Genomic DNA, 15,008 nt, shown 5'->3' on the forward strand with positions numbered 1-15,008 from the left:
TCGCTAGCCCCTCGCCCGCAGCAGGCGGCCCTTCTCCCGGCTCCAGTCGCGCTTCTTCTCGGTTTCGCGCTTATCGTGCAGCTTCTTGCCCTTTGCGACCGCGAGTTGCAATTTGGCCCGACCGCGCTCGTTGAAGTAAAGCTTGAGCGGGATCAGCGTCATGCCTTCGCGATCGACCGCGCCCATCAGCTTGTTGATCTGCTTGCGATGCAGCAGCAGCTTTCGCGGCCGTTTGGGCTCGTGATTGAAGCGGTTACCCTGGAGATATTCCGGAATGGTGGCGTTGATCAGCCAGATCTCGCCGTCCTTGGAATCGGCGTAGGATTCCGCGATCGTGCTCTTGCCGCTGCGGATCGACTTGACCTCGGTGCCGGTTAGCGCAATGCCGGCCTCGACCGTGTCCTCGATGGCGTAGTTGAAGCGGGCCTTGCGATTTTCCGCCATGACCTTGATAGGACGTTCGTTCTTATCGGCCATGACATTCAAAAACCTGGCAAAGAAACCTGATCGAGACGCGCGAGGACGCTAACAGTTTGGATGAAGCGCGCGCGTCAAGACTTCTTGAGGAGATCGCGGATCTCGGTCAAGAGCGCGACTTCCGCTGACGGCTTCGGCGGCTCCGCGGGCTTGGCCTCGTCCTTGCGCTTGAACTGGTTCATGGTGCGGATGACCATGAACAGCACGAAAGCGATGATGACAAAGTTCACGACCAAGGTGAGGAAGTTGCCATAGGCCAGTACCGCACCCTGCTTCTTGGCTTCGACAAGATTGGTCTGCGTGACCTGCTTGGAGAGTCCAACGAAGTAGTTGGAGAAATCCAGGCCGCCGGTGGCTGCACCGATGATCGGCATGATGATGTCGTTGACCATCGACGTCACGATGGCACCGAAGGCGGCGCCGATGATGACGGCAACGGCGAGATCGACGACGTTGCCACTTCATTGCGAATTCGCGGAATTCCTTCAGCATATCCGTCCCCTTCCTTCGATGTCACGCACGGGACCAGCCAGTGCGGATTCCCAGATCTCAGTTGATCAGGCCGGCGTGCACCATGGCGCTACGCACGGCAACGCGCGTCGGTTCGGTGACCGGCACCATCGGCAGCCGCAGCGTCTCGTCCAGCTTGCCGAGCAACGACAGCGCGTACTTGATCGGCGCCGGGTTGCTCTCGATGAACAGGTTGTTGTGCAGCGGCATCAGCTTGTCGTGCAGCTTCAGCGCAGTGGCATGATCGCCCTTGGCCCAGGCGGCCTGGAACTCCGAGCACAGGCGCGGCGCGACGTTCGAAGTCACCGAAATGCAGCCATGCCCGCCATGGGCCATGTAACCGAGAATGGTCGCATCCTCGCCGGAGAGCTGGTTGAATTCCTCGCCCATCGCCGCGCGTTGCTGCGAGACGCGGACCATGCTGGCTGTGGCGTCCTTGACGCCGGCGATGTTCTTCAGCTCCCATAGCCGCTTCATGGTGTCGACCGACATGTCGATCACCGAGCGCGGCGGAATGTTGTAGATGATGATCGGAATCCCGATCGCGTCGTTGATCGCCTTGAAGTGCTGGTACATGCCTTCCTGGGTCGGCTTGTTGTAGTAAGGCGTCACGACCAGCACCGCGTTCGCGCCCGCCTTCTCGGCGTGCTGGGCGAGCTCGATCGCCTCCTTGGTCGAGTTGGAGCCGGCGCCGGCGACGACGGGCACGCGGCCCTTCGCTTCCTCGATGCACCATTCGACGACCTTCTTGTGCTCGTCATGGCTGAGCGTCGGGCTCTCGCCGGTGGTGCCGACGGGGACCAGGCCGTTGGTGCCCTCTGAAATCTGCCAGTTGACCAGGGAGCGGAACGCCGACTCGTCCAGCGAGCCGTTCTTGAACGGCGTGACCAAGGCGGTGAACGAACCCCGGAATTTCGTCTTGGCTGCCATGGACTTCCTCCTCCGTACGCGGCGATCTCGAGAGCAATCCGCATTCATATCGGGTCTATCCCGCCGGTAAAAGACCCGCTTCCGTGTGACACACCGTTTAGGCCGCGATTTTGCCGCTGTGGTGGTGCAAACCCGGCAAAGGTAAGCGGCTGTTGGAATTTTGTCCGCATATTCAATCAAATACAGCCAAATCTTGTACAACTGGGTCTGAGCCAATTGACTGATTCGGGGCGACGAACGCCATGACCTCCTTTCCGCGTGCCACATGGCGATTGACCGGTCTGGCCGTGTGCCTGATGGCAGGGCTATCGGTCGGCTGCGCCGGCTGGGCCAAGTCCAATGAGACGACCGCGGAAGGGGCCAAGGACACGGCGAAGGACACCGCGAAACCAGCCGCCAGGAACACTGCAAAGGGGTCGTCCAAGGGAACCGGCAAGGAAACTTCGAAGGACGCCGCCAAGGACGCCGCCAAGGGCGCGAGCAAGGGTGCGACCAGCGCCCCCGCCAAGGATGCCGCGAAGAAGCCTGCCACGAATGCTGGCAAGGACGCTGGCAAGAACGCCGGCAAACAACCCGCGAAGGACAAGCCCAGGCCTGCGGCGGCCGCCGCGCCAAAATCAACGCCGACCGCCAATGGTTCGCCTCCCAAACCAGCATCCCCGCCGTCCGTGACGGCCACCGTCAGACCGACCGCCCCGGCCCCCGCCAAGCCCGTCGCGCCTCCGGTCCTGGCGCCGGCGACCCGCCAGCATGCCGCGCCGCGCAAGCCGGTCACGCCGGCCGCGGTTGCTGCGACCTCCTCGACGTCGCAAGCCGACAAGGACACGCTGGAGACCGTTATCGAGCTCGTGCGCAAGCGCAAGTCGGGCGACGCCACCAATGCCGCGGCCACGATGTCGGATCCCGTGGCGCGAAAACTCGCGGAATGGATCATCCTGCGCGGCGAGGATAATGGCGCCACCGTGGAGCGCTACCGCGCCTTCCTGTCCGCCAATCCGAGCTGGCCGTCGCAGACCTTCCTGCGCCGGCGTCTGGAGGCCGCGATGTGGGACGACAGGCGCGACGATTCAGTCGCGTGGTCGTGGTTCGAGAATGAATCCCCCGTGTCCGCCAAGGGCCGCTTCACGCTCGCCAAGGCGATGCTGGCGCGCGGCGACCGCGCCAACGCCGAACGTCTGGTGCGCGAGGCCTGGCGCAGCGATGCGATGTCGGAAGACACCGAGAACAACGCGCTCGACCAGTTCGGCGCGCTGCTGACGCCCGGCGATCAGAAGGCGCGGATGGACACGCTGCTCTACGGCAGCGAGAACGAGGCCGCGCTGCGTGCTGCAAAGCGCCTCGGTGCCGGCTATGTCGCCCTCGCCAAGGCCCGCATCGCCTCCCTCAGGAAAGCGCCGAACGCACGCGCGCTGCTCGAGGCCGTGCCGCGCGAGCTGCATGGCGATCCCGGCTTCATCTTCAGCAAGATCCAGCTGTTGCGCCGAGAGGAGAAATTCGCGGAAGCCGCCCAGCTCATGCTGTCGGCACCGAAGGATCCGGGCCGGCTCTACAATCTCGACGAATGGTGGATCGAGCGGCGCCTGCTGGCGCGCAAGATGATCGACACCGAGGAATTCCGCACCGCCTATCTGATCGCGCGTGATGCGGCCCTGCCCTCGCGCGACATCTACAAGACCGAGCAGGAATTCACCGCCGGCTGGATCGCGCTGCGCTTCCTCAACGATCCCGCGGCGGCCACCCAGCATTTTGCCCGCATCGGGATCGGCAGCGTCAATCCGACCACGCTGGCGCGCGCCGGCTATTGGCAGGGCCGCGCCGCCGAAGCGGCAGGCCGCCAGCAGGAGGCGCGCAACGCCTACGCGCGGGCAGCCGAGCAATCTACCAGCTATTACGGCCAGCTCGCACGCGCCAAGCTCGGCCTGCCGCAGATCGAGCTCAACAGCCAGCCACGCGGCCGCGGCGCCGAACGGCTGGAGATCGTGCGCGCCGCGCAACTGCTCTACGAGCTCGACGAGCGCGAGATGGCAGTGCCTGTTCTCGCCGACATGGGCGAGAACGGCGATCCCGAAGCGCTTGCCGGCCTCGGCGAGCTCACCCAGCGCTACAACGACGCGCGCGGCATGCTGCTGCTCGGCAAGGCCGCGCTTAATCGCGGGCTGCCGTTCGATTTCTATGCCTACCCCGTTAACGGCATTCCGCAGTTCACGCCGATCGGCCCCGAGGTCGAGCGCAGCATCGTCTACGCCATCGCGCGGCAGGAGAGCGCCTTCAACCCCTCAGTCGTCTCGCCGGCGCAGGCCTATGGGCTGATGCAGGTGACGCCGGACGCCGCGCGCTATGTCTGCAAACGGCACGGCGGGACCTACGATCTGGGGCGGCTGAAGAACGATTCGGTCTACAACGCCACACTCGGCTCGGCCGAGCTCGGCGGCCTGCTCGAGGATTATCGCGGCTCCTATATCATGACCTTTGCCGCCTACAATGCCGGCCGCGGCAGTGTGAAGAAGTGGATCAATCGCTACGGCGATCCGCGCGACCCGAAGGTCGACGCGGTCGACTGGGTCGAGCTGATCCCGTTCTCCGAGACGCGCAACTACGTGCAGCGGATCATGGAGAACCTTCAGGTCTACCGCGCTCGCTTCGGCGGCGGCACGCGCTTGCAGATCGAGGCCGATTTGCGCCGCGGCGCCGGCAGCGTGGAATAGAGGCCACCCTCTTTGCTCGCTGCCGGGAAGGCCCATTGAGGACGACGGCCCGGCGCGGGGGCGGCTCCTCGGTTTGGCGAACGGGTTGTCGAACTAATGGCGAAGGAACTTCCTGCAGCCTGACTAAGATCGAACCCCTGTCAGCCGATTTACGAGAGACGGGCGCGAACATGCAACGGCAGAAAGAAATAATAAAATCAATGGCTTAACAGAATCGGCGGGACGGATTCGAATCATTGACAGGCTTCTCTCGAGCAAGCCGCCTCCCCTAATTTGTAAGCAAATTCAACTATTTAGCCGGGTTCAACGAGACCGAAACCCTCCTTGCTACATCCGCAAAAGGTCCAGCGCCGTGTCCGTTGTCGCGACGTTATGTTCTCGCTCCGGGAGCAAACCGCTTCGTTTCGAAAATCGCTGGGAATATTCGAGCGAAAACACGCGCTTCCAAATTGACCGGCCCAAGTAATTAGATGCATAAGGCTCGCACCGGAGAGGTGGCCGAGTGGCTGAAGGCAACGCTTTGCTAAAGCGTCATACGGTCTCAAGCTGTATCGAGGGTTCGAATCCCTCCCTCTCCGCCACCCAGAATCAAAGATCCGTGCGTTCCATCATCTGAAAGCGATCGTTGAGACGGTGCGCGGCGCAAGGATCAGCGCCACGAGTTCAGCTCGATTCGCGCTCTCCTGATATAGGTGTGTCCGCATCCGGCGGATGGATCGCCAGATCGGCCCATGCGAGGGCCAATCGGCACCGCGGCCGTCCGAGTTCCAGATCGCCGTCGTCGGCCGCGATCTGAATCGGCAGCCATTGAGGCAGCCATTGAGTAAGTCTCGGACCCACGCCGGGTCATTCCCGTCGGGGTCGCTCACGCCGCGCCGGTTCAGTGGCGGCACGACGAACACATTTGACTCAGCGTAATCAGGCTCAGCTATGAAAACGAAAACACCGCCCCGGATGTGATGCTGGGCTCAGTGGGCCGAGACCCACGCCCTCGCATCGCGCTGCGCGGCCGAGATCTCGGCATCCGACATCTGCCCGGCGATTTCCTGGCGCAGCGTCACGGCGTCCTTGCGGCCCTTCAGGGCGGCAAGATTGAACCATTTATGCGCGGCGACGAGATCGACGAGACCGGAGCGTCCGCTCGCCCAATAAATCCCGCGCTCGAACAGCACGTCCGACAGCGCGCCTGCGTCGATAGGTGTCGCGGTCTCCAGATCGAAAGTACCCTGAAACATAACGCATCCCCTTTTTTATGCCGTCTCGTCCCCCGAGCGCGGCTCCCGTCCGATCAACTGTTCAACTCATCCCAGCGTCTTTTTGCCCAAGCCGTTTGCCGGCTTGTTGGAGGTAATGATGGCGGGCAAATTTGAATGGCAGTTTAAGTATCGCGATGAAGCAGACGTAAACGCGCCCGCCCGGGGCGCGCGCGATAAATGCAATAAGCCCCTGTTTTGCAGGCACTTCTGCAATTCGTCAGATTCGGTTTACCTTGGGATCTTGGGAGAACGATAACCATCGCGCACGGTGACGCGGGTCCTGTGGCGTCCCCGCCCGCTGTCGTCACCTGCATTCCAGAGACAGCAATTGTCCCACGGGAGGCCGCGGCGTACCGGATCGCCCGGGCGGGGCCCGGCGAAGACACCGCGAATGGAGAAGCGGCGCGGGAACAGCGTGCACTTGCGCCGCAGCCCTCGGCTGCCCCGAGGCAGAGCGGCCAAGGCAGAGCAGCCACGTCAGCGCAGCCACGTCGCGGTCAGATCAGCAATGTCCGGATATGGGAATGCCGGCAATACCCCGGCCTCAAGAGAACGAGGGCGTCGGCGAACACGTCAGGACCAGATTTCACGTTGGCCCGAAGGCCGCCTGTGAAATTGCGGAGCTCCTTACGGAGAGCCGCACCGAACGAAGAAAACTTGTTTCTTCTGCCGGACCGGGCTTAGCGAGCGAACCCGCGAAGAGAACGATCCGACCGTTGACCTGATGTCTCGCCGACACCCTCTATCGTCGACCAGAACCTTTTGAGAGGCGCTGATGACGTGCCGGCTCTCTAGGAGCCGGCAACTTCAAAAAGCGAAGTTACTTCTTCTTCGCGACCTTGCGGGTCTTCTTCGCAGTCTTCTTCACTGCGGACTTCGCCTTCTTCGCCTTCTTCGCCTTCTTAGCTTTCTTGGCCATGTTGCCCTCCGATGTGTGAGATGGCTTAATCGCTGCATGCAGTCGGGGATCGAGTGCACACTCATCCCGAATACACCAACACAACGAAAAAAACAGCGTCTCGCTTAAAGAAGTGTTGACGAGCAAAGACGCGTGCGCTTGGCGAGCGCGATGCAAGCGCACTGCATGACGTGTGCTTGCGATCGCGGAGAGTGCCCGCCGCATCAGCTTCCGCGAGAGATGCAATTGCAGGAAACACTATGCAGCAAGTATTTTTCTGCACGCACACATCGCGCGCGATCGTCGCGACGACGCGCATCTCCAATCCCGCGACGGCCTCGCGAAGGCGCTTCGCGGACTCTGAGTCGCGACTTTTGGCAACGAAAATATTTTCATGATTAACGCCGCGAGCGCTCGTCAGAGCGTGTGCAAGCCGCCGTTTTGCGCGAATCGCGTGCGGCGATTCGGTCGGCGTATCGCGGTCGATCAGGATGAAGTTTGCCGCCGAGGATGCGCGCGAGCATCCCATCGCGAACCGAAAGCGAGGTGACGACGCGTGTCCGTCACCTCGTTCGAACGCGCGAAGTCAGATGCCGAGCTTGGACTTGAGCAGGTCGTTGACGCTCTGCGGGTTGGCTTTGCCGCCGGACGCCTTCATCACCTGGCCGACGAACCAGCCGAGCGACTGCGGCTTGTCCTTGACCTGCGCGGCTTTGTCGGGATTGGCCGCGATGATGTCGTCGACCACCTTTTCGATTGCCGAAAGATCGGTCACCTGCTTCATGCCGCGGCTTTCGACCAACGCGCGGGGATCGCCGCCCTCCTGCCAGACGATCTCGAACAGATCCTTGGCGATCTTGCCGGAGATGGTGCCCTCGCCGATCAGGTCGATGATCGCAGCCAACTGCTCGGCGCCAACCGGAGTGCCCGTAATATCCCGGCCTTCCTTGTTGAGACGGCCGAACAGCTCGTTGATGACCCAGTTCGCGGCGACCTTGCCGTCACGCGCGCGGTTGGCGAGCTTGTCCAGCACGGTCTCGTAGAACACCGCGCTCTCGCGCTCGGCGACCAGCACGCTGGCGTCGTAGGCCGACAGGCCGAGATCCGCGACGAAGCGCGTCTTCTTCTGGTCCGGCAGCTCGGGCAACTTCGCCTTCAGCTCGTCGACGAAGCTTTGCGAGAACTCCAGCGGCAACAGGTCGGGATCGGGGAAGTAGCGATAGTCGTGCGCCTCTTCCTTGGACCGCATCGACCGCGTCTCGCCCTTGTTGGGGTCGTAGAGCCGGGTCTCCTGGTCAATCGCGCCGCCGTCCTCGAGGATTTCGATCTGGCGCCGCGCCTCGTACTCGATCGCCTGGCCGATGAAGGTGATCGAGTTCATGTTCTTGATCTCGCAGCGGGTGCCGAGCGGCGCGCCCGGCTTGCGCACGGAGACGTTGACGTCGGCGCGCAAGCTTCCCTTCTCCATGTCGCCGTCGCAGGTGCCGAGATAGCGCAGGATCGAGCGCAGCTTGGTCACATAGGCCTTGGCCTGCTCGGCATCGCGGATGTCCGGTTTTGATACGATCTCCATCAGCGCGACGCCGGAACGGTTGAGGTCGACATAGGACAGGGTTGGCGACTGGTCGTGCAGCGACTTGCCGGCGTCCTGCTCCAGATGCAGTCGCTCGATGCCGATGGTTGCGGTCTCGCCGCCGTCCAGTTCGACAACGACCTCGCCCTCGCCGACGATCGGCGACTTGTACTGGCTGATCTGGTAGCCCTGCGGCGAGTCCGGATAGAAATAGTTCTTGCGGTCGAACACCGAGCGCAGATTGATCTGCGCATTGAGGCCGAGCCCGGTGATGACAGCCTGCCTGACGCATTCCTCGTTGATGACGGGCAGCATGCCCGGCATCGCGGCGTCGACCAGCGATACGTGACTGTTCGGCTCGCCGCCGAACGCGGTCGAGGCGCCCGAGAACAGTTTTGAGTTCGACGTCACCTGAGCATGGATCTCCAGGCCGATGACCATCTCCCAGTCGCCGGTGGCGCCTCTGAGAAGCTTGTGCGTGGCCGTGCTCATGTCTCGCTCCCGAGCAGCGTGGCAGCGATCCGCTCCCACTCCGCCTGCAATGAATCCTTCGCCACCGGCTGGCCGGCCTGGCGGTACCAATAGCCGGCATTGCCGAGGTCGCCCTCGACCCGGTGCAGATAGGCGTGCACCCAGGCGGCTTCGCGGCTGCCCTCGTCCTGAACGATTTTGTGCGCCTGGTCCCAGTCGCCCTTGGCGGCCCACCACAGGCCGGCGAGCGGCGCGCTGAGATCCGGCGCCGGCGCGGCGCCGTCGAGGCTGGCGATATACGCCGCCATATTCACCACCATTTCGCCGGCGTGAAGCGGCCGGCCGCCTGCTCGATCACCTCGCCGAGCGAGAACAGCGTCTCCTCGTCGAAGGGCCGGCCGATCAGCTGAAGGCCGAGCGGCAGGCCCTGCGCGTCCTTGCCGGCGGGCACCGCGATGCCGGGCAACCCCGCCATGTTCACGGTCACCGTGAAGATATCGTTGAGGTACATCTCGACGGGGTCGGCGCCGCCCTTCTCGCCGATGCCGAAGGCCGCCGACGGCGTCGCCGGCGTCAGGATCGCGTCGACGCCCTTGGCGAAGCAGTCCTCGAAAAATCCTTCTTGATCAGCGTACGCACCTTCTGGGCGCGCAAATAGTAGGCGTCGTAATAGCCGGCCGAGAGCACGTAGGTGCCGATCATGACGCGGCGCTTCACCTCCGCGCCAAAACCTTCAGCACGGGTGTTCTCGTAGAGTTCGTTGATATTCCTGCCCTGCTCGCGCAAACCGTAGCGCACGCCGTCGTAGCGCGCGAGGTTGGAGGACGCCTCCGCCGGCGCCACGATGTAATAGGCCGGCAGCGCGTACTTCGTATGCGGCAGCGATATCTCGACCAGTTCGGCGCCGGCCGCCTTCAGCCAGGCCGCGCCCGCTTCCCAAAGTTTTTCGATCTCGGCCGGCATGCCGTCGAGACGGTATTCCCTGGGAATGCCGATCTTCATGCCCTTCACGGACTTGCCAATCGCGGCCTCATAGTCCGGCACGGGGATATCGACCGAGGTCGTGTCCTTCGGATCGTGGCCGGCCATCGAGCGCAGCAGCATCGCGGCATCGCGCGTGCTGCGCGCGATCGGACCGGCCTGGTCGAGCGAGGAGGCAAAGGCGACGATGCCCCAGCGCGAGCAGCGGCCATAGGTCGGCTTGATGCCGACGGTCGCGGTGAACGCCGCCGGCTGACGGATCGAGCCGCCGGTATCGGTCGCGGTCGCGCCCATGCAGAGCAGCGCGGCCACCGCAGAGGCCGAGCCGCCGGACGAGCCGCCCGGCACCAGCGTCGTGTTGCTTCCGTCGCGCCGCCAGGGATTGCCGACCGGGCCGAAGCACGAGGTCTCGTTCGACGAGCCCATCGCGAACTCGTCATTGTTGAGCTTGCCCAGCATCACCGCGCCGTCGCGCCAGAGCTGCGAGGTGATGGTGGACTCGTAGGTCGGCACGAAATTGCCGAGGATTTTTGAACACGCCGTGGTGCGCACGCCCTTGGTCGCGAACAGGTCCTTGATGCCGAGCGGAATGCCAGCGAGCGGCCCCGCATCGCCTTTCCGGATCCTGGCATCCGCCTCGCGCGCCATGGTCCGCGCCTGATCCGGCGTCTCCATGACGAAAGCATTGAGCACGCGCGCGGCTTCGATCGCGTTCAGATGCGCATCGGTCAGCTCGAGTGACGTGAAAGTCTTGGCCGCGAGGCCCTTGCGGGCTTCGGCGAGCGTCAGCGATGTCAAATCGGTCATTTATTGATCGGGCTGCAGAAGAACGGAGACAGGGACTTGTCGTTGGCCGGGTCGTCTTTCTTGGCGGCCGCTTTCGCAGCCGCCTCGATCTCGTCGAGCACGGCATTGACGGCGACGTTGGGGTCGGCAGCCTTGCCCTGCCTCTCCATCTTGTCGAGATAGTTCATGTATGCCTGATAGGCCTTCTCGTCGTCGCAAAGCATGCACATCGGACTGCGTCCTGAGAATTACTCGACCACTTTGGGCACAAGAAAGAAGTGACCTTCGGTCGCCGGCGCATTGGCAACGATATCGTCGGCGATCTCGCCGTCGTTGACCACGTCTTGCCGCTTCTTCATCTGCATCGGGGTGACCGAAGTCATCGGCTCCACGCCCTCGACATTGACCTCCGAGAGCTGCTCGACAAAGGCGAGCATGGCGTTCAGCTCGGCCTGCAGATGCGGAACCTCGCCTTCGGAAACAGCAATGCGCGCCAGATGCGCGATGCGGCGGACGGTAGCGGCGTCGACGGACATAATATAAGGCCTCTCACGGCAAAACCTATGTGCCGTATAGCAGAGGCCGCTTTTGCGCCGCAACCGGCGCTGGGGACTAGCCGGCCAGCGCCTTCATCCGGGCAAGTGCCAATCTGGCGAGATCCCGGGTCAATTCGGCCGCCGGGACCTCGCGGCCCAAGGCAATGGGCCTGGCCGGCCCAGAGATTGGTGAAATCCACCCTGCCCTGCTTCTCGGCAGCCGCCTTCAGCGGTCCGAGCGCCGTTGCGGCATGGGGAAATGGCGGCGCATCCGGCGAGATCGGGCCGGCCTCGCGCATCAGACGGTTCTGGACGCCGCGCGCCGGCCGCCCGGTCATGACATTGGTGATGACGGTGGAATCGTCCCGTCCTTCGGCGAGCGCCGCGCGGGCCGCCGCACTGACCTTGGATTCCGGACAACGCAGATAGGCGCTCCCGATCTGCACGCCGGCCGCGCCGAGCGCAAACGCCGCCGCGATACCGCGACCATCCGCAATGCCGCCGGCCGCAATGACCGGCACCTTCACCGCGTCGACCACCTGCGGCACCAGCGCAAAGGTGCCGGGCTGTTCCGAGATCTTGTCGGTCAGGAACATGCCGCGATGGCCGCCAGCCTCCGCACCTTGTGCGATCACCGCGTCAGCGCCGTGCTGCTCGAGCCAGACCGCCTCCCTCACCGTGGTCGCCGAGGAGATGACGAGACATCCTGCCGCCTTGACCCGCTTGAGCAGCGCGTCCTCGGGCAGGCCGAAATGGAAGCTGACGATCTCCGGCTTCAACTCCTCCACGACCTCGCAGAAGCCGGGGTCGAACGGTGCGCGGTTTGCGGCATTGATGGGTGCGGCGGGATCGAGGCCATGCTCGCTGTAGTAGCCCGCGAGCCGATGCTTCCAGCGCGCCTCCGCCTCGGCCGTGAGCTCGACCGGTGTATGGCAGAAGAAGTTCATGTTCACCGGCGCGGAGACGCGTTGTCGGATGAAATTGACCTGCTCGCGCGCCTTATCCGGCGACAGCATCGCGCTCGGCAGCGAACCCAGCGCACCGCCTTGCGCGACGGCGATCACCAGTTCCGCATCCATCACACCAGCCATCGGCGCCAGCACGATCGGAAATTCGGTCTTGAAGAGGTCGATCAATCGACGGTCAGGCCACATGGTTTTGCTCTCTCGTGGTTCAGGCAAGCGGTGCCATGGAATTACGCCGGCCGGTTAGCAGTTGCTCGGCCTCGGTCGCGATACGTTCGACGATCTCGGCGGCGGGCGGAATATCATGGATCAGGCCGACAGCCTCGCCGGCAAAGACCGCGGCGACCTCAAAATTGCCCGCGGCCCTTGCCGCAGCATACTCAACGGTCACCTCGGCCGCGCGCTGCATCAGCTCGATCTCGCGGCCGGTCCAGCGCCTGATATGATCGTTGACCAGCGTTCGCGCGGTGAACGGAGCCGGCCAGAACAGGCTGCGCGACCAGTCGACGATAACGCCGCGCACCGTGTCATTGGGATCAGCGTCGCGAATGCGCTGCTTCGCTTCCTCCGCACCGTCGGCCTCCACGCTCGCATAGAAGCGCGTTCCGATCAGCACGCCGGCGGCGCCCAGCATCATCATCGCCGCGAGCCCGCGGCCATCGGCAATTCCGCCGGCGGCAACGACCGGCACGCGCCCGGCCGCGAGATCGACGATAACAGGCACGATATCGACGGTGGTGCGCGATGCGCCATGGCCGCCGGCTTCGGTGCCCTGCGCGATCAGGATGTCCGCACCGGCGTCGAGCGCCTGCTTCGCCATGTCCTCGCTCTGCACCTGGCAGATCAAGCGCGCCCCGCACGCCTTGATGCGCGCCGCAAACGGCGCGGGATCACCGAACGACAGCATGATCGCCTGCGGTTTGGCATCCAGCGCAACGTCGAGAAGTTCAGGTTGTTTTGCGAGGCTCCAGGTGATGAAGCCGATGCCGAATGGCGCAAACCCGCTCAATCTCTTTGCCTCGGCCTCGAGCCGGGCCCGGTCGCCATAGCCGCCACCCAAAATCCCGAAACCGCCGGCTTCGCTGACGGCCCGCGTCAGCCGGCTGCCCGCGATCGTATCCATCGGCGCCAACAGGATCGGATGCGTGATTCCCAGCAGCTGGGTCAGCGATGTCACGATCGGCATAGTCTCCCTCCCGGCTGGACACGGACACTAGGCTTGAATAACATTCTGGAAAAATGATTTCCAGTGAACGCAACCATCTCAAAAGCGAAACGATACGATGGAACTCAGCGACATCCAGACCTTTGCGGCGGTTGCCCGCACCGGCGGCATCACCCGCGCCGCGGAAGAGCTCAACACCGTGCAGTCCAACGTCACCCAGCGTGTGAAGGCGCTGGAGGCCGAGATCGGCACGCCGCTATTCGAGCGGCACAGCCGCGGCATGACGCTGACGAGCGCGGGCAAGCGCCTTTTGCCTTACGCACAGCGGATGGCCGCATTATCACGCGAAGCTGTGCTTGCCGCCCGCGACGACGGCGAGCCGAAGGGACCGCTTGCGATCGGCTCGATGGAAACCACCGCGGCGGTGCGGCTGCCGCCATTGCTCGCGGACTTTCATCGCCGCTTTCCTGCCGTCCGGCTGAGCCTGCGTACCGCGCCCACCGCCGACCTCGTCGCGAGCGTGCTCGAAGGCACGCTCGACGGCGCCTTCGTCGCGGGTCCGATTGCGCATGCCGATCTCACCGCGACAAGCGCGTTCCGCGAAGAGCTGGTGTTGGTCAGTGCGCGACGCTGGGCCACGCTCGCCGAGCTACGCGCCGGCACGCCGGAGTCCGGCCCGACCGCGCTGGTGTTCCGCACCGGCTGCACCTACCGGCAGCGGCTCGAACAGATTTTTGTCGAGTTCGGCTGGCCGTCAGCCGCACGCTTCGAGCTCGGCACGCTCGACGGCATGATCGGCTGTGTCGCCGCCGACATGGGCGTGACGCTGCTGCCGCGTGCGGTCGTCGAACGCAGCGCGATCAACGGCAGCGTGACGATCCACGCGCTCGGCGCCTCGCATGCGCGCGTCGAGACCCTCTTCATCCAGCGCCGCGCCGGGCATCAAACCAGCGCGCTCAGCGGGTTTTCCGCCGCCTGCCTGAAGAAAAACGACGACGTCATCGCGGCCTGAGACGCCATCGCCGCAGCGCCACGACGGCCCAGATCGCCTCGACGACGCCGAACGGCCAGGCCCCTTGCAGGAAGCCGTAAGCCGAACCGAGCACGCAGGACATCGCGAACAGCAGCACGAACCAGTGGCTGCGGTCTTCCAGGGCGTAAGTGACCAGCATCGCCGTCACGGCGAACAGGCCAAATAGTGTCAGCGCATCCATTGTTTCGGGTTCACTCCGTAGCGCGACGCGTGATATGCGCTAATCCCATGCCGGCTCTTATCCTGCCTCTCGTCGATGCTGCAACCCACTGGCCCGAACGCGGCGGGTTGGTCGGGCTCGATCTGGGTACCAAGACCATCGGCGTTGCCGTCTCCAATCCGGACCGCCGGTTAGCTACCGGCGTCGAGACCATCCAGCGCAAGGCCTTCAAACAGGATGCCGCCCGGCTGCTCGCGATTGCCGGTGAACGCAAGGCCGTCGGCTTCGTGCTCGGCCTGCCCATCAACATGGATGGCAGCGAGGGCCCGCGCGCGCAATCGACCCGGGCGTTTGCCCGCAACCTCGCCGGCCTGACCGCGCTGCCGATCGGCCTCTGGGACGAGCGTCTGTCGACCGCCGCGGTCGAACGCGAACTGATCGGCATGGACGTCAGCCGCGCCAAGCGCGCCGAGGTGATCGACGAGCACGCCGCGATCTTCATCCTGCAAGGCGCGCTCGACCGGCTCGCCAATCTGCGCGCAGCGCCGGGGCCTGACTGATC

12 protein-coding genes, 1 tRNA gene and 3 pseudogenes are annotated in these 15,008 nt (G+C 64.1%); 4 read left to right on the plus strand and 12 right to left on the minus strand.

Going from position 1 to position 15,008, the window contains the following annotated elements; genetic code table 11:
• Positions 1–3 precede the first annotated feature (3 nt).
• The 3 genes and pseudogenes from smpB to dapA form a co-directional block, all read right to left on the minus strand.
• Positions 4–477 carry an SsrA-binding protein SmpB gene (gene smpB, locus ACVWW3_RS13690; protein WP_247321757.1) on the minus strand — a complete coding sequence of 158 codons (474 nt, stop codon included), beginning with the start codon at positions 475–477 and terminating at the stop codon, positions 4–6.
• Between the two features lie 74 nt (positions 478–551).
• Positions 552–969 (minus strand): annotated as a pseudogene (mscL, locus tag ACVWW3_RS13695) (large conductance mechanosensitive channel protein MscL).
• 57 nt (positions 970–1,026) lie between these two features.
• A complete protein-coding gene (dapA, locus tag ACVWW3_RS13700; RefSeq protein WP_247340605.1) occupies positions 1,027–1,917 on the minus strand; it encodes a 4-hydroxy-tetrahydrodipicolinate synthase in 891 nt (296 codons plus the stop codon).
• Between the two features lie 242 nt (positions 1,918–2,159).
• On the opposite strand from dapA, the gene ACVWW3_RS13705 reads away from it, so the two are divergent.
• Together ACVWW3_RS13705 and ACVWW3_RS13710 are read left to right on the plus strand one after the other, a co-directional pair.
• On the plus strand, positions 2,160–4,622 hold the full coding sequence (locus ACVWW3_RS13705; RefSeq protein ID WP_456649613.1) for a transglycosylase SLT domain-containing protein: 2,463 nt from the start codon (positions 2,160–2,162) through the stop codon (positions 4,620–4,622).
• Between the two features lie 488 nt (positions 4,623–5,110).
• Positions 5,111–5,203: transfer RNA gene (locus ACVWW3_RS13710), tRNA-Ser, on the plus strand.
• Positions 5,204–5,590: 387 nt separating this feature from the next.
• Here the strand turns inward: ACVWW3_RS13710 and ACVWW3_RS13715 are convergent.
• The 8 genes and pseudogenes from ACVWW3_RS13715 to ACVWW3_RS13750 form a co-directional block, all read right to left on the minus strand.
• Positions 5,591–5,857, minus strand: coding sequence for a hypothetical protein (locus ACVWW3_RS13715; protein ID WP_247340607.1), 267 nt, complete (start codon positions 5,855–5,857; stop codon positions 5,591–5,593).
• 1,505 nt (positions 5,858–7,362) lie between these two features.
• On the minus strand, positions 7,363–8,841 hold the full coding sequence (gene gatB, locus ACVWW3_RS13720; protein WP_456649612.1) for an Asp-tRNA(Asn)/Glu-tRNA(Gln) amidotransferase subunit GatB: 1,479 nt from the start codon (positions 8,839–8,841) through the stop codon (positions 7,363–7,365).
• Positions 8,838–9,140, minus strand: a complete 303-nt coding sequence (locus tag ACVWW3_RS13725; protein ID WP_354051635.1) for a hypothetical protein — start codon at positions 9,138–9,140, stop codon at positions 8,838–8,840. Before ACVWW3_RS13725 ends, gatB begins: the two co-directional genes overlap by 4 nt.
• A pseudogene (gene gatA / locus ACVWW3_RS13730) lies at positions 9,131–10,608 on the minus strand (Asp-tRNA(Asn)/Glu-tRNA(Gln) amidotransferase subunit GatA). The gene ACVWW3_RS13725 and the pseudogene gatA overlap by 10 nt, the downstream one beginning before the upstream one ends.
• The gene (locus ACVWW3_RS13735; RefSeq protein WP_007611210.1) at positions 10,605–10,817 is read right to left on the minus strand and encodes a hypothetical protein; all 213 of its coding nucleotides are present in this window, start codon (positions 10,815–10,817) and stop codon (positions 10,605–10,607) included. Before ACVWW3_RS13735 ends, gatA begins: the two are co-directional and overlap by 4 nt.
• Positions 10,818–10,835: 18 nt before the next feature.
• Complete coding sequence (gatC, locus tag ACVWW3_RS13740) at positions 10,836–11,123, minus strand: Asp-tRNA(Asn)/Glu-tRNA(Gln) amidotransferase subunit GatC (protein ID WP_375314258.1); 288 nt, start codon at positions 11,121–11,123, stop codon at positions 10,836–10,838.
• Positions 11,124–11,199: 76 nt separating this feature from the next.
• A pseudogene (locus tag ACVWW3_RS13745) lies at positions 11,200–12,277 on the minus strand (NAD(P)H-dependent flavin oxidoreductase).
• A 19-nt stretch (positions 12,278–12,296) separates the two neighbouring features.
• Positions 12,297–13,274, minus strand: coding sequence for an NAD(P)H-dependent flavin oxidoreductase (locus ACVWW3_RS13750; protein WP_456649610.1), 978 nt, complete (start codon positions 13,272–13,274; stop codon positions 12,297–12,299).
• Positions 13,275–13,371: 97 nt separating this feature from the next.
• Here ACVWW3_RS13750 and ACVWW3_RS13755 point away from each other — a divergent pair, with 97 nt between their 5' ends.
• Positions 13,372–14,265, plus strand: a complete 894-nt coding sequence (locus ACVWW3_RS13755) for a LysR family transcriptional regulator (protein WP_247340618.1) — start codon at positions 13,372–13,374, stop codon at positions 14,263–14,265.
• Here the strand turns inward: ACVWW3_RS13755 and ACVWW3_RS13760 are convergent.
• Complete coding sequence (locus ACVWW3_RS13760) at positions 14,252–14,467, minus strand: hypothetical protein (RefSeq protein ID WP_247340620.1); 216 nt, start codon at positions 14,465–14,467, stop codon at positions 14,252–14,254. The genes ACVWW3_RS13755 and ACVWW3_RS13760 overlap by 14 nt on opposite strands.
• A 47-nt stretch (positions 14,468–14,514) precedes the next feature.
• On the opposite strand from ACVWW3_RS13760, the gene ruvX reads away from it, so the two are divergent.
• Complete coding sequence (ruvX, locus tag ACVWW3_RS13765) at positions 14,515–15,006, plus strand: Holliday junction resolvase RuvX (protein WP_247340622.1); 492 nt, start codon at positions 14,515–14,517, stop codon at positions 15,004–15,006.
• Positions 15,007–15,008 lie beyond the last annotated feature (2 nt).

This window comes from Bradyrhizobium sp. LM2.9, from assembly GCF_054056555.1.

Coding starts and splice junctions, on each gene's coding strand:
- smpB (WP_247321757.1), bottom strand. CDS start 477: ATGGCCGATAAGAACGAACGTCCTATCAAGGTCATGGCGGAAAATCGC.
- dapA (WP_247340605.1), bottom strand. CDS start 1,917: ATGGCAGCCAAGACGAAATTCCGGGGTTCGTTCACCGCCTTGGTCACG.
- ACVWW3_RS13705 (WP_456649613.1), top strand. CDS start 2,160: ATGACCTCCTTTCCGCGTGCCACATGGCGATTGACCGGTCTGGCCGTG.
- ACVWW3_RS13715 (WP_247340607.1), bottom strand. CDS start 5,857: ATGTTTCAGGGTACTTTCGATCTGGAGACCGCGACACCTATCGACGCA.
- gatB (WP_456649612.1), bottom strand. CDS start 8,841: ATGAGCACGGCCACGCACAAGCTTCTCAGAGGCGCCACCGGCGACTGG.
- ACVWW3_RS13725 (WP_354051635.1), bottom strand. CDS start 9,140: ATGGTGGTGAATATGGCGGCGTATATCGCCAGCCTCGACGGCGCCGCG.
- ACVWW3_RS13735 (WP_007611210.1), bottom strand. CDS start 10,817: ATGTGCATGCTTTGCGACGACGAGAAGGCCTATCAGGCATACATGAAC.
- gatC (WP_375314258.1), bottom strand. CDS start 11,123: ATGTCCGTCGACGCCGCTACCGTCCGCCGCATCGCGCATCTGGCGCGC.
- ACVWW3_RS13750 (WP_456649610.1), bottom strand. CDS start 13,274: ATGCCGATCGTGACATCGCTGACCCAGCTGCTGGGAATCACGCATCCG.
- ACVWW3_RS13755 (WP_247340618.1), top strand. CDS start 13,372: ATGGAACTCAGCGACATCCAGACCTTTGCGGCGGTTGCCCGCACCGGC.
- ACVWW3_RS13760 (WP_247340620.1), bottom strand. CDS start 14,467: ATGGATGCGCTGACACTATTTGGCCTGTTCGCCGTGACGGCGATGCTG.
- ruvX (WP_247340622.1), top strand. CDS start 14,515: ATGCCGGCTCTTATCCTGCCTCTCGTCGATGCTGCAACCCACTGGCCC.